Raw genomic sequence first — 20,107 nt, 5'->3', positions numbered from 1 at the left:
GGCCAGCTCAGTCCGCCGTGAGCTTGCGCTCCTTGATGATGGCAGCCCACTGGGTCGACTCCTTCTTCATGAAGGCGGTGAGTTCGGCGCGTGAGGTGGGCTGGGGCGTCAGGCCGTGCTTGTTCAGTGCGTCCTTCACGGCCGGGTCGTTGAGCACCTTGACGATCTCCTGGTTCCAGCGCTCCAGCAGCGGCACCGGCGTTTTGCCCGGCGCCACAAACGCATACCAGTTGAGCGCCTCAAAGCCCGGAAAGCCCGATTCCGCCACGGTGGGGATATTGGGCAGATAGGCCGGCCGCGTGAGACCCGTGGTGGCCAGTGGGACCAGCCTGCCCGTTTCGATGTGCGGCAGGGCCGTGGGTGGGGCTGCAAAGTAGGAGGTGATGCGCTCGCCCAGCAAATCCTGCAAGGCGGGTGCCCCACCTTTGTAGGGCACGTGGGTCATGTCGATGCCCGCCCGCTGGTTGAACAGCTCGCCCGCCAGGTGCGATGCCGAGCCCGCGCCCGTGGAGGCAAAGTCAACGCTGCCAGGCTTCTTCTTGGACAGCTGCACAAACTCTGCCAGCGTCTTTGCGCCTGCAGCCTTGTGCACGACCAGCACGTTGGGGAAGTTCACGCCGCCTGAGATCGCCGCCAGGTCCTTGAACGGGTCGTAGGTGAGTTTCATCAAGTGCGGCGCAATGGTGAGCGGGCCCACCGAGCCGAACAGCAGCACCGTGCCGTCGGGTGCCGCATTGGCCACGAACTGGTGCGCGATATTGCCGCCGGCGCCACCTTTGTTGTCCACCACCACCGACTGGCCGATGTTCTCACCCAGCTTCTTGGCAATCAGTCGCGCCGCCGCGTCGGCTGCACCGCCCGCGGCAAAGCCCACGACGAGCGTGACGGGCTTCTTGGGCGGAAAGTCTTGCGCAGCAGCGCCGAACGCCAGGGGGGCGGTTGCCAGTGCCAGGGCACAGTGCAGCAGGGTGCGTTTTTTCATGGGTGTCTCCTTCATCGTGGGTGGTGTATGGATCGTTGGCTCAGTCGGCGCTCAAACCGATGGGGTGGGGCTGGCGCTTTTCCACCGCGTGGCGCAGCAGCGAAGCGGTGCGGAAAATGCCGTGCGCAAACTTGCCGTAGGGCATGGTGGCGAACAGCGCCATCACCGCGCCCAGGTGCAGGCACAGCAGCAGCGGCAGGCCTGCGGTGCCGCGCGCGGCCCATAAGGCCAGGCCGCTGGTGGCGGTGAGGAACAGCAGGGCGATGAAGGCGCGGTCCATGGGCTTTTGCGCGGCGTCGCCGTGTTGTGGGTGGCGGCGCAGGTTCAGCCGCCACAGGCCGGCCGTGCCAATCGCCAGGCTGATGCCGCCCACGCCGCCCAGCAGCTTCGGCAAACTGGGCAGGTCGTACGGTGCAGGCAAGGCCAGCAGGTAGTGGTACAGCGTGGCCACGCTGGTGGCCGCAAAACACAGCATGAATCCGTAGAACGTGAGGTGGTGCATGCGCCTGCGCGACAAGGTGTAGGCGTCGTCCTCGTTGTGGCAACCGTCGCCATGGCCGCCGTCCAGGTACTTGAGGCGCAGCACGGCATCGGTGGCCTCGGCCGTGGCGGGCGCGCTCAGCGGCGCGCCGCTGGTGGCAGGTGTGATATCGCGCCAGAAGCGGCGCACGCCCAGGCCCAGCGCCAGCACGGCGAACAGGAACACCGGCGCGAACAGGCCCACCAGCAGGTTGTGCGGGAAGATGCCGTAGAAGCCGCCCACGGGCGCGTGCCACAGCGCCGCCAGCCCTTGCCCGTGCAGCGCCACGGCCAGCAGCAGGAACAGCGTGAGCCCGGCCACCAGCGCCAGGGCCAACGTGAGGCCGTTGCGCTGGTACAGCTGGCCCAGCGCGGGCGGCCAGGCGTAGTCCGCATAGGTCTGGCCGCGCACCTGGGCCATGGCCTGAGGAATGTTCACCGCAAATTCGTGCGGCGGTGCGTACTGGCAGGCGTGCAAGCAGGCGCCGCAGTTGTGGCACAGGTTGGCAATGAAATGGATATCGGCCTTGCCAAATTCCAGCCGCCGTGTCATGGCCGGGAACACGGCGCAAAAGCCTTCGCAGTAGCGGCAGGCATTGCAGATCTGCAGCTGGCGCGCCACCTCGGTTTCGGGGGCCGACAGCACAATGCCGCCATTCGCCAGCGCTTTAGCGTCACGCGCCAGGGCTTCAAGCGTTTGCATCGTTTACTCCTGTTTTTATAGCTGTTTGCGCTTGTGGGATGTTCGCTGGGGCCTGTTTTGATGCCAATGCCGCCTGCGTGCCTGCAATGCGGCCAAACGCGGTGCCAATGCTCATGCCGACCCCGGCGGTGTAGCCTTTGCCCAGCACGTTGCCGGCCATCATTTCGCCAGCCACAAACAGGTTGGGGCTGGGCACGTTGCCAAAGCGCACGGCAGCGGTGTCGTCGGTGTGCAGGCCCAGGTAGGTGAAGGTGACGCCGGGCTTGAGCGCATAGCCATAGAACGGGCCGGTGTCGATGGGCCGGGCCCAGTGCGTCTTGGCGGGTGCCACGCCTTCGGTGTGGCAGTCGTCCAGCGTGGTGTGGTCGAACTGGCCCACGCGGCAGGCGGCGTTGTAGTCGGTCAGCGTCCGCGTGAAGGTGTCCACCGGCAGACCCAGCTTTTGCGCCAGCTCGGGCAGGGTGTCGGCCTTCACGCCCGGGAACACGGGCGGCATGAAGCGGCCGATGGCCTTGCTGTCGATGATGGAGTAGCCGATCTGCCCCGGCTGCTGCGCCACCAGGCGGCCCCAGATGGCATAGCGCTTGGGCCAGAAATCCTCCCCCTCATCGTAGAAGCGCTCGCCCGCGCGGTTGACCACCACGCCCAGCGACACGCAGTCGATGCGCGTGCAGATGCCGCCGTCGTACAGCGGCGCGCGCGCGTCGATGGCCACCATGTGCGCCTGTGTGGGGTCGCCGATGCGGTCGGCGCCATGGTCGTCGAGCAGGTGCTTGAGCAACACCCCCTTGTTGTAGGCCGTACCGCGGATCAGGAAGTTGTCGGCCGGCCACTCGCCGCGCTCATTCTGGCCCCAGGCCTCGCGCAGCCACTCGCGGTTCGATTCAAAGCCGCCCGCTGCCAGCACGCAGCTCTTGGCGGCAATGCGCTCGCCGCTCGCCAGGTGGGCGGCAATGAAGCGGCTGCCGTCCATCTCGATGCGCTCCACGGGCGCTTCGTAGCGGATCTGCACGCCCAGTTGCTCCGCACTGCGGTAGTACGCATTGACCAGCGCCTTGCCGCCGCCCATGAAGAACGCATTGGTGCGCGCCACATGCAGCGTGCCCGCCAGCGCGGGCTGGAAGTGCACGCCGTGGCGGCGCATCCAGGGCCGACAGGTGCTCGACGCGCGGATCACCAGGCGCGCCAGGTGTTCGTTGGTCAACCCGCCCGTCACCTTGAGCAGGTCTTGCCAGAATTCTTCCTCGGGGTAGGCATCGACCAGCACGTCCTGCGGCGCGTCGTGCATGCAGCGCAGGTTGCGGGTGTGGGCCGAGTTGCCGCCGCGCCAGGCGCGCGGGGCGGATTCGAGCAGCAGCACGCTGGCGCCCGCCTCGCGTGCCATCAGGGCGGCGCACAGGGCGGCGTTGCCGCCACCGATCACCAGCACATCGACCACAGCATCGCCGCTCATGGCTGGTGGCTCCAGGCGGTGCGCTGCGCGGGGGGGAATGAAGAAGGGGGTGTGGGGCCCATGGGGTGTCTCCTGGCGCGGTCGCCGTGTCGTTCATCGGGTGATGGCGACTGTAGGGAGACGCAGGCCCGCCGTGCAGCGGGTTCAGGTCATGGGGGTATCACGGATCGTGATGGCTGCGGGGTGGCCGCTCAGGCGCTGGTGTCTTGTCCGCCTATCCATGTCGTGCCAAACCACTGACCCGTAGTGACCAATTCACGCACGCAGTCCGCCAGCACCACCCGAGCGGCCAGGGCGGCGGGTGAGAGTTCTTCGTCGGGCAGGCTACACAGCAGGTTGACGCGGCGCGCGGGCGCATCGGTGAGGCGTGCGCACTGAAAGCGCTCGGCCGCATCGGGGTAGCGGCCCATGGCGGCCCAGGGCTGCACGGTGGAGCCCAGGCCCGCGTCCACGGCGGCCATCACCATGGCGAGCGAGTCCACCTCCAGCACCACGTGTGGCGCCACGCGGTCGCGGGCAAAGGCCGTGTCCAGGGTGCTGCGCAGGCCGTGTGGGCCGGTGGGCAGGATCAGCGGTTCTTGCACCAGCTCGGCGACGGTGATGGTTTCCGGCAGCTGCCGGCCGCGGGAGTTGCCGGGGCCCTCCCCTCGGTCACGGGCGCAGATGAGGAACAGGTCTTCCTCCAGCAGCGGCGCCATGTCCCAGCGGCGCGCGCCCGTGGCCTGTTGTGCCTGGTGCAGGCGGGTGTCGAACAGCACGGCCAGGTCCAGCTCGCGCGCATGCAGCATGGCCGTGAGGTGGCCCGACATGCTCTCCACCATGTGCAGCCGCACGTCGGGGTAGCGTGTGCGCATGGCCTGCATCAGCGGCAGACCCAGCACGCCCGAGGTGGTGGGCGCCAGCCCCACGGTGACGGTGCCCGACAGCCGCGCCTGCTGCGCCGCGCGCACGGCCTGGTCGGCATGGCGCAGGGTGAGCTGCGCCTCGCGAAAGAACGCCAGCCCTGCCTCTGTGGGCGTGACGCCGCGCGGCGTGCGCTGCAGCAGGCGCGTGGCCAGCTCGCTCTCCAGCCGGGTGATTTGCTGGCTCAGCGCGGACTGCACCACGTCCAGGTCCAGCGCAGCGCGGCTCATGGAGCCTTGCTCCACCACACGCACGAAATAGCGCAGTTGTCTCAGTTCCATGGGCGTGCCTCAGGGTGCGTGGCGTGACTCGGATGCAGGGCGGTCAACAGGGTGGTGGAAATGCAGGGGAAGCATTGGTTTGAAGCCAAATTGCCATCTGGCGCTGGTCCATTCATCGCTGAGAGCTATCATTTTTATAGTAATTGCTTCGGTGGCGTTCGCGGCGTCGGCTGGCTGGCATCGTCCGTCTGCGGCTTGCCAGAGTGTGCCGCAGACCCGCTCAGATGCCATTGGGCAGGTGCGCCGACAGCGCCTCGCGCATCCAACGCGCAATCAGCTGCTGGCGCTCGCGCGGCATGCGGTCCACGGTCGATGCCACGCTGATCGCCGCCACGGGTTCGCCCGCCGCGTTGCGCACAGCCATGCCAGCCGCCAGCACACCCTGCGTGGCATGGTTGCCCACCACCGACCAGCCGCGCTCGCGCGTGGCGCGCACGAGGATCTGCAGGCGCTCGGGCGTCATGCCGCCGTAGCGCGGCAGCTCCTGCGCGTTGGCATTGATGCAGGCCTGCATAGCGGCATCAGGCAGCGCCGCCAGCAGCGCCAGGCCTGCAGCGCCCACGCCCAGCGGCTGGCGCGTGCCCACCTGGATCACCAGGATCTGCACCGGGTGCGTGCCCACATGGCGTGCAATGCAGTGCGAAGTGGGGCCTTCGCGCACGATGGCAAAGGCTGCGTCACCGCAGGCGCGGCTCACGCGCTCCAGCACAGGCGCCAGGCGCACCGCCAGGTTGGGCTGGCCCGGGGGCTCGGCCAGGGCGGCCAAGCGCGGGCCCGCCACATAGCGAAAGCGCCCACGCTGCGCCACATAGCCGCCCTCCATCAGCGTGGAGAGCAGCCGGTACACGGGGGCCCGCTCCAGCGCAGCGGCGCGGCACAGGTCCACCACGCGCGCGCCGTCGCGGCCATGGGCCAGCACGGCGTCCAGCACCTGCAGGCCGCGGCGCAGCGTGCGGCTGCCAGGGTCTTCGACCGGCTCGTCGGGGGTGCGTGTACTCGCATTTTCGTCCGGTTGTCGGACGTTTGAATTCGCAGGTCGGGAGGGCATGGGAAAGAATTTGTTCGTCAACGCAACCAGTGCGCAGTGTGCCGCAGGGCACGCAGCAGGGCGCCACGACGGCATTTTTCCAAGAACCAACGGAGACAGACACCATGAGCCCACACACCCCCGCCGCGCTGGGTCAGCGCAAAGCTTCGCCATCCCTGCCACGCCGTGCCCTGCTGGCGCTGGCGGCCACCCTGGCCTGCGGCGTTGCCATGCCATTGCAGGCCCAGCCCAATGCGTCCGGCTGGCCCGCCAAGCCGGTCAAGCTGGTGGTGGGCTATGCGGCAGGCGGCGCCACGGATGTGATCGCGCGCCTGGTGGCCGTGAAGCTGGGTGACCAGCTGGGCCAGCCGGTGGTGGTGGACAACCGCGCCGGTGCCAACAGCAACGTGGGCGCCGAGGCCGTGGCGCGCGCGCCGGCCGATGGCTACACGCTCTACGTCTACACCATCGCCAACACCATCAACGCCACGCTGTACCCCAAGCTGGGCTACGACCCGGTCAAGGACTTCGAGCCCATCGGCATGATCGCCAAGATTCCGAACATCCTGGTGGTCAACCCCAAGCTGCCCATCAAGAACCTGGCCGACTACGTGCGCTACGCCAAGGAGTCCAAGGACGGCATCACGTTTGCATCCTCGGGCAGCGGCTCGTCCATCCACCTCTCGGGCGAGATGTTCAAGATGCAGTCCAAGCTCAAGATGCTGCACGTGCCCTACCGGGGCAGCGCACCCGCCGTCACCGACCTGCTGGGCGGCCAGGTGGATTCGATGTTCGACAACACGCCGTCGGCCCTGCCGCATGTGCAGGCGGGCAAGCTGCGCGCCATTGCCATCACCAGCGCCCAGCGCTCACCCCTGCTGCCGGACGTGCCCACGCTGGCCGAGTCGGGCTACACGGGCTTTGATGTGCAGTCGTGGTTTGGCCTGGCCGCACCGGCGGGCACGCCGCGCGCCGTGATCGAGCAGGCCAACGCGGCCCTGAACAAGGTGCTGGCCCAGCCCGAGGTGCGCACGCGCCTGCAGGAGCTGGCCGCCACGCCCGATGGTGGCACCCCCGACAAGATGCGCCAGTTTGCCGCCGCCGAGATCAAGCGCTGGCGCGAAGTGGTGAAAGAGTCGGGCGCATCCGCCGAGTGACAGATCACCCACACAACCTCACCTCTTTCATGTTCCCCATCGACTTCTTCTGGCGGGCCGCCCAGCGCTGGCCCGACCGCATTGCCATCGACGCGCACGAGGGCGCCATCCGCTACGACGCGCTGGCCGCCCGCGTGACAGCGCTCGCGGCGGGCTTCACAGCCATCGACCCCACACCCCAAAGCCGCGTGGGCATCTGCGCGGGCAACAGCGCCGACCACATCGCCGCGCTGCTGGCCGTGCTGGCCTGCGGCAAGGTGTGGGTGCCGCTCAACCCCAAGAGCACGCGGCCCGAGATCCGCCGCATCATCGACGCCACCGAGCCCACCCTGCTGGTGCTGGACGCCGCGTGCGCCGACCTCCTCGAAGGCGCGCCCGGCGCCCGCGTGCTGACTGGGGCGCCGGCCACCGAGGACGCCACCACGCTGGCCAACCTGGCCGCTGCGCACGCTGGCGCACCCCGCCCGCAGCTGGACCTGCCGGACGACGCCACCCAGGCCATCAAGTTCACTGGCGGCACCACGGGCGCACCCAAGGGCGTGATGCAGCCCTACCGCGCGTGGATGGCCAACATCACCAACCAGATCCACGCCTGGGGCTTTGACGAGCACGAGCGCTACATCGTGGCCGCACCCATCACACACGGCACCTCCACGTACATCCTGCCCATCCTGGCGCAGGGTGGCTGCCACGTGGTACTGGCGGGCGCGGGCGCCGAGGCGGTGCGAACAGCCTTCCGCGAGCGCGGCGGCACGGTGTGCTTCATGCCGCCCACGCTGGTCTACATGCTGATGGCGCTGCCCGGCGCGTCGCGCGCGGATTTTCCGCGCCTGCGCCGATTGATCTACGGCGGCGCGCCCATGCCGTCCGACAAGATCCGCCAGGTGCGCAACTTCTTTGGCCCGGTGCTGGGCACCACCTACGGCCAGACCGAGGCGCCGCAGATCCTCACCGTGTTGTGCCCCGAAGATTTCGAGGACGAGCGCAACCTGGCCTCGGTGGGCCGCACCACCTGGTTCAGCGACGTGGGCATCATGGCGCCCGATGGCCGCCTGCTGCCCCCGGGCGAAGTGGGTGAGGTGGTGGCGCGCGGCGACCTGCTGATGACCGGCTACTGGCGCCTGCCCGAGAAGACGGCCGAGACCCTGGTGGACGGCTGGCTGCACACGGGCGACCGGGGCCTGATCGACGAGCGGGGGTTTCTCTACCTCAAGGACCGGCTCAAGGACATGGTGATCACTGGCGGTTTCAACGTCTACCCGGTGGACGTGGAGAACGCGCTGGGCCAGCACCCTGCGGTGCACGAATGCACCGTGTTCGGCCTGCCCGACGACAAGTGGGGTGAGACCGTACAGGCCGCCGTGCAGCTGCGCAACGGTGAGCACGCGAGCGAGGCCGAGCTGATCGCCTTTGTGCGCGAGCGCCTGGGCCCGGTGCAGACGCCCAAGCGCATCCATTTCCACGAAAGCCTGCCGCGCTCGCCCGTGGGCAAGGTGCTCAAGTCCGCCGTGCGCGATGCGGCAATGGCCGTCACGGCCGGTACGGCCACTGCCTGAATGAAGGAACCCATTTCATGACCCACCCCGCTTCCAAGACCCCCGTCACCCGCCTGTGCACCCACACCCTCACCAGCCTGCATTACCGCGATGCGGACCTGGTCGAGGACTTGATGGGGAAGAAGACCTTCACTGAGGTGATGCTCATGCAGATCCTGGGCCGCACCCCGCGCGGCGTGGACCTGCGAATCACCGACGTGGTGCTCATCGTGCTCATGGAGCACGGCCTCACGCCCAGCGCCATTGTCACGCGGCTCATCTACATGAGCGCGCCCGAGAACCTGCAGGGCGCCGTAAGCGCGGGCCTGCTGGCCGTGGGCAGCTCCTTCGTGGGCACCATGGAGAACTGCTCGGGCCTGCTCGACCGCATTGCAGCGGCGCAAGACCCTGAGGCGGAAGCGCTCACCATTGCGCGCGACTACAAGGGCCTCAAATCCCCCGTGCCCGGCTTTGGCCACCACCTGCACAAGCCCGTGGACCCACGCGCCTACAAGCTGCTGGAGATGGGCCGCGCCGAGCCCGAGCTGCAGGGCGACAAGATCCGTGCGCTGGAGACGCTGTCCAAGGCCGTGGATGAGGTGGCTGGCCGCCCCATCACCATCAACGCCACCGGCGCGGTGGCCGCGCTGCTGGGCGAGATCGGCGTGCCCACGTCCGTGATGCGCGGCTTTGCCGTGATCTCGCGCGCGGCCGGGCTGGTGGCGCACATCGTGGAAGAGCAGCAAAGCCCCTCGGGCCGCTTCATCTGGGACACGGTGGAGCACGCCATTCCCTTCGTTGGCGGCAGTGCCGGCCAGGGCACGGACGCATGAGCGCCCCGCCAGCCCATTCACCTGCCCTGCCGCTCGATTTGTCAGGCCGCGTCGTCTTTGTGGCCGGAGGCGGGTCTGCCGGCCCGGGCTGGAGCATTGGCCGCGCCGCCTGCGTGACCTACGCGCGCCTGGGTGCCAGCGTGTGTGTGGCGGACCGCGACGCAGCCTCGGCCGAAGAAACCACGGCGCTCATCCACGCCGAGGGCGGAACGGCCGCCACCCTGGTGGGCGACGTGGCGGACGCGGCCGATGTGCAGCGCCTGTTTGCCGAGGCACGCGAGCGCTTTGGCGGCGCCATCGATGTGCTGCACCACAACGTGGGCATCGGCAAGACCGGCGGCCCGCTGGAGACGAGCGTTGAAGACTTCGACCGCATCCATTCCGTCAATGTGAACAGCCTGCTGCTGGCCTGCCAGCAGGTGCTGCCCGCCATGGTGGAGCGCGGGCGGGGTTCCATCATTGCGATCTCGTCCATCGCGGGCATGCGCTACCTCGGCTACCCGCACCTGGCCTATGGCGTGACCAAGGCGGCCGTCACGCACTTCACACGCATGGTGGCGCAGCAGTACGCGGGCCAGGGCGTGCGCGCCAACACGGTGGTGCCCGGGCTCATCGACACGCCGCGCATTGCCACCACGGTGGCGAAGATGTTCTCGGACACCAGCCTCGACGAGGCCCGCGCCGCGCGCGCCCGGCAGGTGCCCATGGGCCGCATGGGCACGGCGTGGGATGTGGCGCATGCCTGCGCCTTCCTTGCCAGCGATGCCGCCGCCTACGTGACCGGCACCGAGCTGGTGGTGGACGGGGGCATCACCGGCAAGTTCGTGTAAGGCAGGTTCAGAACGTATGCACCACACCGGCCGAGATGCCGGTGGCCGTGGCCTTGTTCGCCGCACCCTGGAAGCCGTTGCGCCAGCGGGTGTTGTCCAGCTCGGCATATACCTTGGTGCGGCGCGAGAGCTTGTATTCGGCAAACGCCACCAGGCGGCCGTAGCCGTCGTCGGCGGCGCCCGTGCGGGTGCGGTCCACCTTGTAGTAGGCAGCCGTCAGATCGAACAGGGGCGTGACGGACCAGGTCGCGCCTGCCGAGAACACGCGCTGCACCGTGTGCTTGCCGACCGCTGTCTCGGCATCGCTGCGTGCCGCGTTGGCCGCCAGGCGCACGGTGTTCCATTGGTAGGCCGCGCCCAGGGTGGCTCCGTCCAGGGTGCGCTGGTTCGTGTCCTTGAAGGTCTGGAATGCGCCCGACAGTGTGACGCCGCTGGCCGCATAGGCCATGCCGACCCCGCGCGACGACAGGGCCGATGTCTTTCCAGCCACTTCACCCGTGCCCAACATCGCCCGTGCGGTGAGGCCGCCAAATCGCGCTGTGTACTTGATCGCGTTGTCCAGCCGGTACGAGCCTGACGTGGACCCCGCACTGCCGAACTCGATGCCCAGGCCATGCTGGCTGAGCGCGGCCACGCCGATGCTGGGGTTGAAGCTCGCAAAGCGCATGCCCAGCGGGTCCACGGGCGAGATGGCATCCGCCAGTGTGGTGGTCTGGCGGCCCAGGGCCAGCGTGCCCCATCCGCCCTCCAGACCGACCCAGGATGCGCGATCAAAGGTCTTGCTGGCGTTGGCAGAAGCGCCGGTGTCGGCGTTCAGTCCGCTCTCGAACTGGAACAGCGCGTTGGCACCGCCCCCCAGGTCTTCGCTGCCGCGAAGCCCCCAGCGGCTGGTGGTGTGTATGCCGCTGCCCAGGCTATGCGACGAACCGGGGGCTGCCGCATTGGCCGCCGTGAGGCCGCTGCCGTGGCGCAGCCCCAGGTCCACGGTTCCATACAGCGTGACGCCGCTGGTTTGTGCCGCGATGCAGCTGCTGGCCAGTGCGGCACAAAGCGCACCGATGTTGCCTATTCTTTTTCTCATAGATGTCTCCTGCCTGATTGAAATCTGAAAGGGGTGCGAGGGTATTTCTGGGGCCTCAATCGGGGGTGAGCTGGGCTTTGTGCACCACGCCCTTCCACTTGGCGATCTCCTGGCGTACGGTCAGGGCCAATTGCTCGGGCGTGCTGGGGTCCACCACGGCGCCTTGTTCTTCAATGCGCCGTGCCACGTCCTTGTCCGCCAGGGCGGTGTTGAGCGCTTTGTTGAGCTGATCGACGACGGGCTTGGGCGTTTTGCCGGGCGCAAACAGGGCATACCACTGCGTGATCTCGACGCCTTTCACGCCCGCCTCTTCCAGCGTGGGCACATCGGGCAACAGCGATGAACGCTTGGGGCCTGCCAGCGCCAGGGCGCGTAGCTTGCCGTTCTTGACGTGGGGGTAGGCTGAGAACAGGCTGGGGAACATGACCTGGGTCTGCCCGGCCATGGTGTCATTCATCGCGGGCGCGGCACCCCGGTAGGGGACGTGGGCCATTTGCGCACCGCTTTCCAGCTTGAAGATTTCGGCGGAGAAGTGCGGGGCTGTGCCGTTGCCGGCCGAGGCGTAGTTGAAGTCCTGGGGCTTGGCTTTGGTCAACGCCACCAGCTCGCCCACCGACTTGGCTGGCACCTTGGGGTGAACCACCATGAGCGTGGGCGAGTAGCTCACCATGCCAATGGGCTCGAACTGCGTGATGGGGTCGTAGCGCAGCTTTTGCAGCGCAGGGCTCATGCCGTGGGTGCCGATGTAGCCAAAAAGAATCGTGTGACCATCGGGCGCCGCGCGGGCCACAAACTCCGCCGCAATGGCACCGTTGGCGCCCGCCTTGTTCTCCACAATGACCTGTTGCCCCAGCAGGGTGGACAGTTTGAGCGCCACCACGCGCGCCATGCCGTCGTTGCCACCGCCAGCGGCGGTCGGCACCACGAGCGTGATGGGCTTGTCGGGATAGGCCGCATGTGCCAGGGAGGGGATCATTTGCACAGCGGCAGCGAGGGCCGCCACGGTGAGCAGGGTGCGGCGTGCGCGCGATGGCGCAAAGTGTTGGCGAATCATTTTTTTGTCTCCTGTCATCCAAAGGGTTGGGGTGTGAAATCAGTGGGTGAATGCGTTTTCTGAAACGAACAGCGTGCCCTCCAGAATCTTTCGCGCGGTGCGGACCAGCGCGGCCTGCACCAGCTTGAATTGGCCGTCCACTTCGGTGAGTTCCACGTCCACATGAATGCGGCCGGCGGGGTGCAGCACTTCCACACGGCGTGTGCCTGCAATGGCGTGCTGCAGGGAGTCGGTGATCACCGTGCCTGGCAGCACGTGGGCAGCAGCCACGCCAATCGCACCGGTCACGGCGTGTGAGCGGTGGCAGCGGTGGGGTGTGAAATAGCGCGAGACGACGCTGCCCGGTTGATCGCCCGCAGACACGATCACGGGCTTGGGCAGCACGCTGTTCGATACGTCGCCCATGCCCATGCGCAGACCGGCTTCGCATCGCAGGGCTTCCAGCCTGGACAGCAGCTCGGCATTGGCATCCAGCTCCGCAGGGCTCTCGTTGCCACGCAGGTCCAGGTCGGCTGCGCGCACCAGCACCATGACCTGTGCTGCATCGATACAGGTGACCTGCAGGCCGTGGATGGTGTCGATGCGCTGGCCGGTCGGGAAAATCTGGCCCGTGACGGCGCCCCAGGCGTCCAGGAAGTTCATCAGCACCGGTGCCGCAGTGCCCTGCACGCCGTCAATATGCACATCGCCGTCGTAGTGCACCCGTCCGCCAGCGGTACACACCTGCACATCAATGCGTGAACGGGTGTTGACGTTGTAGACCCGTACCCTGGTGGTGTTTCCATGGCCGGAAGCGGGCACCAGCCCCTGCTCGATGGCAAAGGGCCCCACGCCCGCCAGCATGTTGCCGCAGTTGGGCCGCGTGTCCACGCGGGCCTCTTCCACACTGACTTGGGCGAAGAGGTAGTCCACATCGCAGTCGGCATGTACCGACCTGGAAACGATCGCCACCTTGCTGGTCAGCGAGTTTCCTCCGCCCAGGCCGTCAATCTGCAATTCATGCGGCGAGCCCAGCGCGGCGATCAGGGTGCGGTCGCGCGCCGCAGGGTCTTGCGGCAGCCAGTCGGCCAGGAAGAACGGCCCCCGGGAAGTGCCGCCACGCATCAGAACGCAAGGAAGGTTGTAGCTCATGGGTCGGCATGGTGCGACGCTTCATCTGTTCTGTGAATTGCATTGTTGACAATGATTGATGCATGCAGTGCAATAGGCTATGAGCTCTTGTACATGGTGAAATCACGTTCGTGAATTGCAATGTTCTGATCGTTTGATGCGTGCTGCGCAACAGCGAAACGTCTTGAAAGCCCATGCCCATGAACAACAAATTCGATCTTGCTGACATTCAGGCCTTTGCCGCGGTGGCTGAGTTGCAGAGCTTTCGTGCTGCGGCCGAGGCGATCCACTTGTCGCAGCCTGCCTTCAGCCGTCGCATCGACAAGCTCGAAGAAGCCCTGGGCGTGCGCCTGCTTGACCGCACCACCCGCCGTGTCACGCTCACGGCCGTGGGCCGTGACTTTGCGCGCAAGACCCGCGTGTGGCTGGATGACCTGGACGGCATGCTCATGGGCCTGGGCGACGTGGCCGCGCGCCGCATGGGCGAGGTGACGATTGCCTGCGTGCCGTCGGCCGTGTATTACTTCTTGCCGCAGGTGGTCAAGCGCTACCACGAGCGGTTTCCGAAAATCCGCGTCAAGGTGCACGACGCCAGCGCCAACGAGGTGCTGGTGGCCGTGGCGCAGGGCGATGCCGACTTTGGCCTCAATTTCATCGGCAGCCAGGAGGCCGAGATCGAGTTCAAGCCCGTGCTGGCCGAGCGCTTCGTAGCCGCCTGTCGGCGCGACCATGTGCTGGCGCGGCGCAAGAAGGTCACCTGGGCAGAGCTGGGCCAGCACGACTTCATGTCGGTGGGCAAGACCTCGGGAAACCGTCTGTTGATGGACCTGGCGCTGGCCAACGTGCCCGACCGCCCCCAGTGCCTGTACGAGGCCAAGCACGTGACCACGCTGCTCGGCCTGGTGGAGGCGGGCCTGGGCGTGGCTGCCGTGCCCAGCCTGGCCATGCCGGGCAAGGACCATCCCACGCTGGTGAGCATTCCGCTGATCGAGCCCGTGGTGACGCGCCAGATGGGGCTGATCAAACGCAGGGGCAAATCGCTGTCGCCCGCTGCGCAGCAGCTCTATGACCTGCTGGTGGCTACGCGTTCTGTGCGCCCACGCAGTGCTGCCACGGCGCAAAAAATACAATCGGGGCAATGACTGCCAATACCAAACCGCCCAAACAACGTGTTGTCGTGGGCCTTTCGGGCGGAGTGGACTCTGCCGTGACTGCCCACCTGCTCAAGCAACAGGGCCACGAAGTCGTCGGCATCTTCATGAAGAACTGGGAAGATGACGACGACAGCGAATACTGCTCGTCCAACATCGACTTCGTGGACGCCGCCGCCGTGGCTGATGTGATCGGCATCGAGATCGAACACGTCAACTTCGCAGCCGACTACAAGGACCGTGTGTTTGCCGAGTTCTTGCGTGAGTACCAGGCGGGCCGCACGCCCAACCCAGACGTGTTGTGCAACGCCGAGATCAAGTTCAAGGCTTTTCTGGACCATGCCATGCGCCTGGGCGCGGAGAAGATCGCCACGGGGCACTACGCCCGCGTGCGTCAGAACCCATCGTCCAGCCTGTTCGAGCTGCTCAAGGGGCTGGATCCCTCCAAGGACCAGAGCTACTTTCTGCACCGCCTGAACCAGGCGCAGCTGTCCAAGACGCTGTTCCCGGTGGGCGAGTTGCACAAGACCGAGGTGCGCCGGATCGCCGAGGAGATTGGCCTGCCCAATGCCAAGAAGAAGGATTCCACGGGCATCTGCTTCATTGGCGAGCGGCCGTTCCGCGAGTTCCTGAACCGTTACATCAGCCATGAGCCCGGCCCCATCCTGGACGACCGGGGCCGCAAGCTGGGCCAGCACGTGGGCTTGTCGTTCTACACCTTGGGCCAGCGCCAGGGCCTGGGCATCGGCGGAATCAAGGAGAAGGGCGCACAACGTGGCGGCGGCGAGCATGCGCCCTGGTTTGTGGCCCGCAAGGACCTGGCCAGGAACACGCTGCGCGTGGTGCAGGGGCACGACCACCCCTGGCTGCTCTCCTCCGCCCTGGAGGCGCAAGATGCCAGCTGGACGTCCGGCCACCCCCCTGTGCCGGGGAACTATGCCGCCAAGACCCGCTACCGGCAGCAGGACGCCGCGTGCACCATCGTCAGCGCGGACGGCGCGGGTTTTCAGCTGCGTTTCCCACAGGCGCAGTGGGCGGTGACGCCGGGACAGAGTGCGGTCTTGTACGACGGGGAGGTCTGCCTCGGGGGCGGGGTCATTTTTGGTGCGACAGACTGAAACATCTGGGGAACATTCGCCCTCTAGCCGATTGTGGTGCACCCCCACAAATGGGGTTTTCTAATTAATTAAGACTATGGATTGAATAATCCAAATAGTAAATAATTAATTCTTGTGGCGTGACACCCACAAACTTCTACGTAGTTACCGCCAGTTGAACTAAGTTGACCTTTGGTTCGTCGCCACAAGCGTCATTTGTCACGGCGTGGCTTCTAGAATTCCCGAAAACGCTGTTTGAAACCACATGTATCAAAAAATGCACGTGGTAAACCCTTAGTTCATCTTGCTGACGGCCGTCAAAAACGGGCCCGAAGCTTGCTCGTGCTTGCACCATGTCTCAAATTGTTTCCATGCCTTCGAGCCCCGACATCGCCGCGCACCTGGTCCGGCAGCAGTGTTCGGTGCAATGGCGAGGGTTTTTCCAGGCTCTTGCAGCGGAATTTGTCGCGGCCCTGCCACCGGAAGACCTTCGCGCGCTGATGTTCCGGGTGGGTGCGCGGTTTGCGGCAGACCATCCTTTGCCAGCGTGTGCCACTGTGGAAGACCTGCAGCGCAGCATGACGGCGGTCTGGACGAGCATCGACTGGGGCTGGGTCGATTTGACGCAGGAAGTTGCGCAGTTGAACATCCACCACAGCCTCTCGCCCGTATCTGCTGCATTCGGGCCGGACCACGTGCATTGGTCGGGTGGTTTCCTCGAAGGGGTCTACCAAAGCTGGTTCGACCAAGCGGGTGCCGGGCAACTCAAGGTGGTGCAGTGCGCACCTGCAGATGCCTGGGGGTGTGTACACCTTCAGCTGTCGCGCTGAGCACCGGGTTTCGGATCTATATGTTGCGGCATTGGCGGTGACCCATGAAACACTCAGACGACATCGTGAACCTCTTTCAGCAGTTTGGGGCCAAGGCAGACCCCTACCATGAGCTGGCCCGCAAGCAGGAGCACCAACTCTCCAACGAGCGCTGGCCCCTTGTCTCCGCCGTGCGCAATGCCGTGGCCGATGATGTGCCCTCGGTAGACCGAAGCGCCGGTACCGCTGCGGCGCCGCTTCCCCAGCAGGCTCAGGCTTCCGTTTCGGCGCGACCAGAGCCCGTTGTGGCAGTGCAGCGCACTGCACCCGTCGCCGCCGAGTTGCCCCGCCCGGTGGCCGCGCCCGCAGCAGTAGCGGCAGACCGTCTGCCGCCAGCGGCTGCGCTGGCCTCGCGTTCCCCCCTGGCGGGTCTTGCGGGCCTGCGTGGACAGGCTGCGCCGACTGTTGCTGAAGAGCAGGCCGTGCACCAGGAGTCCTTGCCGGTGGACCTCCCATCGGTTTTTGCGCGTCTGGCGGGTGCTCCCGTGGCCGCCGGCGCTGCGCCAGCGCCCGCCTGGCAGACTCGCAAGGGCCACCTATGAAAGTGATTGCCATCGTTTCTGCCAAAGGTGGCGTGGGCAAGACGACCCTGACGGCCAACCTGGCCACCGCACTGCAGCGCGAAGGTGTTGCGACGTTGCTGGTGGTGGACATGGACCCCCAGAATGCGCTGGGCTTGCATTTCGGCGCCGATCCCCGTTCTCTGGCCGGCGTATCCCGCGCCAGCCTGGCAGGCGAAGACTGGGGCTCGGTCTGCGTGCAAAGCCCATCGGGTGTGCATGTGCTGCCCTATGGCGTGGTGAACGAGTCTGACCGCGTGGCTTTCGAGCGGCACCTGGACGCACACCCGAACTGGCTGGAGCAGCAATTGCAGGGCCTGGAACTGCCGGAGGATGCCGTGGTGCTGATCGACACGCCGCCCGGTCCTTCTGTTTATATGCAGCAGGCGCTGTCGGCGGCCCAGGTGGTGGTGGTGGTCAGCCTGCCGGATGCGGCGTCTTATGCGGCGCTGGCCCTGATGCAGCGGCTGGTGCACACCTACTGCACACCGCGCCCTGATTTTTCCGAAACGCTGTACGTGCTCAATCAGGTGGACGGCGCGCGCCAGTTGTCCAAAGACATCACGCGTGTGATGCAGGACAACCTGGGTGAGCGCCTGGTGGGCGTGGTCCACGAAGACCAGGCGGTGCGCGAGGCGCTCGCCTACGACCAGAGCGTGCTGGAGTATGACCCCCAAGGCCAGGCGGCCGATGACCTGCGCAAGTGCGCGCGCGTCCTTGCGCAGCGCCTGCGACTGCCACTGGCTGGAGCCGCGCAATGAGTATCGACCAACGCCCGCAGGCCGACGAGGTAGCTGACGCCGATTCCCACAGTCCCCAGGCACACTGGCGCACCGTGGTGCATGCCATCACCGGGTGGGATCTGTGGCAGCACCCCGTAGCGCGTGTCGCGGCTGTGGTGTTCAGTGCCTTGCTGATGGGGTTGGTCATCAGCGTACCGCTGGATCTCCAGGGGCAGATTCTCTTTTCGGTGGGTTCGTTTGGTGCGGCCTTGCTGCTGAGCAGGACCCCCGGCCGCCTGTCCACGCTGGCAATGATCGTGCTGTCGATCTCGGCCTCGTCGCGTTACATCTACTGGCGTTTTACCGACACCATCGGCTTTACCAACTGGCTGGATGCGGCATTCGGCTATGGCCTGGTGCTGGCAGAGCTGTATGCCTTTGCGGTGCTGCTCATTGGCTACTTCCAGACGGCGTGGCCCCTGCAGCGCCGCCCGGTTCCCATGCCCCAGGACATCAGCACCTGGCCCAGCGTGGATGTGTTCATTCCGACCTACAACGAGCCGCTTGAAGTGGTGCGCCAGACGGTGTTCTCGGCCATGAGCCTGGACTGGCCCGCCGATCGCCTGCACGTGTATGTGCTCGACGACGGCCGCCGTCCCGAGTTCCGTGAGTTCTGCGAAGAGCTGGGCGTCGGCTACCTGATCCGCGACAACAACCACCACGCCAAGGCGGGCAACATCAACGCGGCGCTCAAAGTCACGAGTTCCGAATACATCGCCATCTTTGACTGCGACCACATCCCCACGCGTTCCTTCCTGCAGGTCTGCATGGGCTGGTTCTTCAAGGACACCAACCTGGTCATGCTGCAGACGCCGCACGTGTTCTTCTCACCCGATCCGTTTGAGCGCAACCTGGACACGTTCCACCGGATGCCCAACGAGGGCGAGTTGTTCTACGGCATCGTCCAGGACGGCAACGACCTCTGGAACGCGTCGTTCTTCTGCGGTTCTTGCGCCATCATCCGCCGCAAGGAATTGCTGGAAGTGGGTGGCATTGCGGTAGAAACCGTGACCGAGGACGCCCACACGGCGCTCAAGCTCAGCCGCCTGGGCTACAACACGGCTTACCTCGAAGTGCCTCAGGCTGCGGGCCTGGCCACCGAGAGCCTTTCCGGCCACGTAGGCCAGCGCATTCGCTGGGCGCGGGGCATGGCGCAGATCGCGCGCACCGACAACCCGCTCTTTGGCAAGGGTCTCAAGTTCGGCCAGCGGCTGTGCTACCTGAATGCGATGCTGCATTTCTTCTACGGACTGCCGCGCCTGGTGTTTCTGACTGCACCGCTGGCCTACCTGTTCTTCGGGGCCCACGTGTTCCAGGCCACGGCGCTGATGATCACCGCCTATGCGCTGCCCCACCTGGCCCATGCCAGCGTGACCAACTCCCGCATCCAGGGGCGCTTTCGCCACTCGTTCTGGAATGAGGTGTACGAGTCAGTGCTGGCCTGGTACATCATGCGCCCGGTGATCGTTGCCTTCATCAACCCCAAGCTGGGCAAGTTCAACGTGACGGCCAAGGGGGGCGTGATCGAGAAAGCCTATTTCGACTGGACCATTGCACGGCCTTATGTGGTGCTGTTGGTGATCAATCTGGTGGGTTTTGCGGTGGGGATCTGGAAGCTGTTCTCCTCCGCAGGCGACGAAACCACCACGCTGGTCATCAACATGGTCTGGACCACCTACAACGTCATCCTGCTGGGCGCCAGTGTGGCGGTGGCCAGCGAGACGCGCCAGATCCGTGGCACACCGCGCGTGGCGGCTGCCCTGCCCGCTGTCATCCGCTTCGATAACGGCCGCACGCTGGTTTGCAAGACCGAAGATTTCTCGCAGCACGGGCTGGGCCTGTCCGTTCCGGCGGACAGCGACATTCCCATGGGCAGCCGCCTTTCCGTGTCGCTGTTCCGGTCCGACGAAGAAGGTGTTTTTCCGGCCGTTGTCACGTTCAGTGGCAAGGGGCGTCTGGGCGTGAAGTTCGACAACCTCAGTCTGCGCCAGCAGGCCGAACTGGCATCGCTGACCTTTGCACGGGCGGATGCCTGGATTGCCACTTGGGGCACGGGCCAGCGCGACAAGCCGCTGCGCTCGCTCTGGAGCGTGATTGCGATCGGAGTGCGCGGCATGGGACAACTGACCGTCTCCGCCGTCAAGTCCCTCAAGCCCCGTTAAGCCTTTCCCTGTTTCCAA

At 66.2% G+C, this 20,107-nt stretch carries 18 protein-coding genes; 10 read left to right on the top strand and 8 right to left on the bottom strand.

The window, feature by feature from the left end; genetic code table 11:
- Window positions 1-7 precede the first annotated feature (7 nt).
- From ACT89O_RS24150 to ACT89O_RS24130, 5 genes are all read right to left on the bottom strand, one after another.
- Window positions 8-982: a Bug family tripartite tricarboxylate transporter substrate binding protein gene (locus ACT89O_RS24150; protein WP_487261414.1), complete on the bottom strand. Its 975-nt coding sequence runs from the start codon at window positions 980-982 to the stop codon at window positions 8-10.
- Between the two features lie 40 nt (window positions 983-1,022).
- Window positions 1,023-2,204 carry a tricarballylate utilization 4Fe-4S protein TcuB gene (gene tcuB / locus ACT89O_RS24145; RefSeq protein ID WP_487261413.1) on the bottom strand — a complete coding sequence of 394 codons (1,182 nt, stop codon included), beginning with the start codon at window positions 2,202-2,204 and terminating at the stop codon, window positions 1,023-1,025.
- Window positions 2,191-3,657, bottom strand: a complete 1,467-nt coding sequence (gene tcuA / locus ACT89O_RS24140; RefSeq protein ID WP_487261412.1) for an FAD-dependent tricarballylate dehydrogenase TcuA — start codon at window positions 3,655-3,657, stop codon at window positions 2,191-2,193. The genes tcuB and tcuA overlap by 14 nt, the downstream gene beginning before the upstream one ends.
- A 191-nt stretch (window positions 3,658-3,848) precedes the next feature.
- Window positions 3,849-4,841 (bottom strand): LysR family transcriptional regulator, encoded by a 993-nt coding sequence (locus ACT89O_RS24135; RefSeq protein WP_487261411.1) that lies wholly within the window; start codon window positions 4,839-4,841, stop codon window positions 3,849-3,851.
- 220 nt (window positions 4,842-5,061) lie between these two features.
- Window positions 5,062-5,889, bottom strand: a complete 828-nt coding sequence (locus ACT89O_RS24130; protein ID WP_487261410.1) for an IclR family transcriptional regulator — start codon at window positions 5,887-5,889, stop codon at window positions 5,062-5,064.
- A 104-nt stretch (window positions 5,890-5,993) separates the two neighbouring features.
- Between ACT89O_RS24130 and ACT89O_RS24125 the strand changes: the two genes are divergently transcribed.
- From ACT89O_RS24125 to ACT89O_RS24110, 4 genes are read left to right on the top strand one after another with little or no spacing between them, the layout of a single operon-like run.
- On the top strand, window positions 5,994-7,025 hold the full coding sequence (locus ACT89O_RS24125) for a tripartite tricarboxylate transporter substrate binding protein (protein WP_487261409.1): 1,032 nt from the start codon (window positions 5,994-5,996) through the stop codon (window positions 7,023-7,025).
- A 29-nt stretch (window positions 7,026-7,054) separates the two neighbouring features.
- Window positions 7,055-8,581 carry a class I adenylate-forming enzyme family protein gene (locus ACT89O_RS24120; RefSeq protein WP_487261408.1) on the top strand — a complete coding sequence of 509 codons (1,527 nt, stop codon included), beginning with the start codon at window positions 7,055-7,057 and terminating at the stop codon, window positions 8,579-8,581.
- Window positions 8,582-8,598: 17 nt separating this feature from the next.
- Window positions 8,599-9,393: a citryl-CoA lyase gene (locus ACT89O_RS24115; RefSeq protein ID WP_487261407.1), complete on the top strand. Its 795-nt coding sequence runs from the start codon at window positions 8,599-8,601 to the stop codon at window positions 9,391-9,393.
- On the top strand, window positions 9,390-10,223 hold the full coding sequence (locus ACT89O_RS24110; protein WP_218300805.1) for an SDR family NAD(P)-dependent oxidoreductase: 834 nt from the start codon (window positions 9,390-9,392) through the stop codon (window positions 10,221-10,223). The genes ACT89O_RS24115 and ACT89O_RS24110 overlap by 4 nt, the downstream gene beginning before the upstream one ends.
- Before the next feature lie 7 nt (window positions 10,224-10,230).
- On the opposite strand, the gene ACT89O_RS24105 is transcribed toward ACT89O_RS24110, so the two are convergent.
- Genes ACT89O_RS24105 through ACT89O_RS24095 form a run of 3 tightly spaced genes read right to left on the bottom strand, consistent with a single transcriptional unit; the run spans window position 10,231 to window position 13,489 of the window.
- A complete protein-coding gene (locus ACT89O_RS24105; RefSeq protein WP_487261406.1) occupies window positions 10,231-11,304 on the bottom strand; it encodes a porin in 1,074 nt (357 codons plus the stop codon).
- Window positions 11,305-11,359: 55 nt separating this feature from the next.
- Window positions 11,360-12,358, bottom strand: a complete 999-nt coding sequence (locus ACT89O_RS24100; RefSeq protein ID WP_487261405.1) for a Bug family tripartite tricarboxylate transporter substrate binding protein — start codon at window positions 12,356-12,358, stop codon at window positions 11,360-11,362.
- A 39-nt stretch (window positions 12,359-12,397) separates the two neighbouring features.
- Entirely contained in the window at window positions 12,398-13,489 is a 1,092-nt protein-coding gene (locus tag ACT89O_RS24095; protein ID WP_487261404.1) for a 4-oxalomesaconate tautomerase, read from the bottom strand.
- A 179-nt stretch (window positions 13,490-13,668) separates the two neighbouring features.
- On the opposite strand from ACT89O_RS24095, the gene ACT89O_RS24090 reads away from it, so the two are divergent.
- The 6 genes from ACT89O_RS24090 (at window position 13,669) to bcsA (ending at window position 20,089) form a co-directional block, all read left to right on the top strand.
- Window positions 13,669-14,610 carry a LysR family transcriptional regulator gene (locus ACT89O_RS24090; RefSeq protein WP_055398073.1) on the top strand — a complete coding sequence of 314 codons (942 nt, stop codon included), beginning with the start codon at window positions 13,669-13,671 and terminating at the stop codon, window positions 14,608-14,610.
- Complete coding sequence (gene mnmA / locus ACT89O_RS24085; RefSeq protein WP_487261403.1) at window positions 14,607-15,737, top strand: tRNA 2-thiouridine(34) synthase MnmA; 1,131 nt, start codon at window positions 14,607-14,609, stop codon at window positions 15,735-15,737. The genes ACT89O_RS24090 and mnmA overlap by 4 nt, the downstream gene beginning before the upstream one ends.
- 350 nt (window positions 15,738-16,087) lie before the next feature.
- Window positions 16,088-16,546, top strand: coding sequence for a cellulose biosynthesis protein BcsD (gene bcsD / locus ACT89O_RS24080; protein WP_431151249.1), 459 nt, complete (start codon window positions 16,088-16,090; stop codon window positions 16,544-16,546).
- A gap of 44 nt (window positions 16,547-16,590) precedes the next feature.
- Window positions 16,591-17,127, top strand: a complete 537-nt coding sequence (gene bcsP / locus ACT89O_RS24075; RefSeq protein WP_487261402.1) for a cellulose biosynthesis protein BcsP — start codon at window positions 16,591-16,593, stop codon at window positions 17,125-17,127.
- Window positions 17,124-17,906 carry a cellulose biosynthesis protein BcsQ gene (bcsQ, locus tag ACT89O_RS24070; protein WP_055400301.1) on the top strand — a complete coding sequence of 261 codons (783 nt, stop codon included), beginning with the start codon at window positions 17,124-17,126 and terminating at the stop codon, window positions 17,904-17,906. The genes bcsP and bcsQ overlap by 4 nt, the downstream gene beginning before the upstream one ends.
- The gene (bcsA, locus tag ACT89O_RS24065; protein WP_055400303.1) at window positions 17,903-20,089 is read left to right on the top strand and encodes a UDP-forming cellulose synthase catalytic subunit; all 2,187 of its coding nucleotides are present in this window, start codon (window positions 17,903-17,905) and stop codon (window positions 20,087-20,089) included. Before bcsQ ends, bcsA begins: the two co-directional genes overlap by 4 nt.
- Window positions 20,090-20,107 lie beyond the last annotated feature (18 nt).

The sequence above is a fragment of the Acidovorax sp. NN32 genome, assembly GCF_057597245.1.
This window is presented reverse-complemented; position numbering and strand designations above follow the sequence as displayed.

Coding starts and splice junctions, on each gene's coding strand:
- ACT89O_RS24105 (WP_487261406.1), bottom strand. CDS start 11,304: ATGAGAAAAAGAATAGGCAACATCGGTGCGCTTTGTGCCGCACTGGCC.
- bcsA (WP_055400303.1), top strand. CDS start 17,903: ATGAGTATCGACCAACGCCCGCAGGCCGACGAGGTAGCTGACGCCGAT.
- ACT89O_RS24115 (WP_487261407.1), top strand. CDS start 8,599: ATGACCCACCCCGCTTCCAAGACCCCCGTCACCCGCCTGTGCACCCAC.
- ACT89O_RS24095 (WP_487261404.1), bottom strand. CDS start 13,489: ATGAGCTACAACCTTCCTTGCGTTCTGATGCGTGGCGGCACTTCCCGG.
- bcsD (WP_431151249.1), top strand. CDS start 16,088: ATGCCTTCGAGCCCCGACATCGCCGCGCACCTGGTCCGGCAGCAGTGT.
- tcuB (WP_487261413.1), bottom strand. CDS start 2,204: ATGCAAACGCTTGAAGCCCTGGCGCGTGACGCTAAAGCGCTGGCGAAT.
- ACT89O_RS24090 (WP_055398073.1), top strand. CDS start 13,669: ATGAACAACAAATTCGATCTTGCTGACATTCAGGCCTTTGCCGCGGTG.
- ACT89O_RS24120 (WP_487261408.1), top strand. CDS start 7,055: ATGTTCCCCATCGACTTCTTCTGGCGGGCCGCCCAGCGCTGGCCCGAC.
- tcuA (WP_487261412.1), bottom strand. CDS start 3,657: ATGAGCGGCGATGCTGTGGTCGATGTGCTGGTGATCGGTGGCGGCAAC.
- ACT89O_RS24135 (WP_487261411.1), bottom strand. CDS start 4,841: ATGGAACTGAGACAACTGCGCTATTTCGTGCGTGTGGTGGAGCAAGGC.
- mnmA (WP_487261403.1), top strand. CDS start 14,607: ATGACTGCCAATACCAAACCGCCCAAACAACGTGTTGTCGTGGGCCTT.
- ACT89O_RS24100 (WP_487261405.1), bottom strand. CDS start 12,358: ATGATTCGCCAACACTTTGCGCCATCGCGCGCACGCCGCACCCTGCTC.
- ACT89O_RS24110 (WP_218300805.1), top strand. CDS start 9,390: ATGAGCGCCCCGCCAGCCCATTCACCTGCCCTGCCGCTCGATTTGTCA.
- bcsP (WP_487261402.1), top strand. CDS start 16,591: ATGAAACACTCAGACGACATCGTGAACCTCTTTCAGCAGTTTGGGGCC.
- ACT89O_RS24125 (WP_487261409.1), top strand. CDS start 5,994: ATGAGCCCACACACCCCCGCCGCGCTGGGTCAGCGCAAAGCTTCGCCA.
- ACT89O_RS24130 (WP_487261410.1), bottom strand. CDS start 5,889: ATGCCCTCCCGACCTGCGAATTCAAACGTCCGACAACCGGACGAAAAT.
- ACT89O_RS24150 (WP_487261414.1), bottom strand. CDS start 982: ATGAAAAAACGCACCCTGCTGCACTGTGCCCTGGCACTGGCAACCGCC.
- bcsQ (WP_055400301.1), top strand. CDS start 17,124: ATGAAAGTGATTGCCATCGTTTCTGCCAAAGGTGGCGTGGGCAAGACG.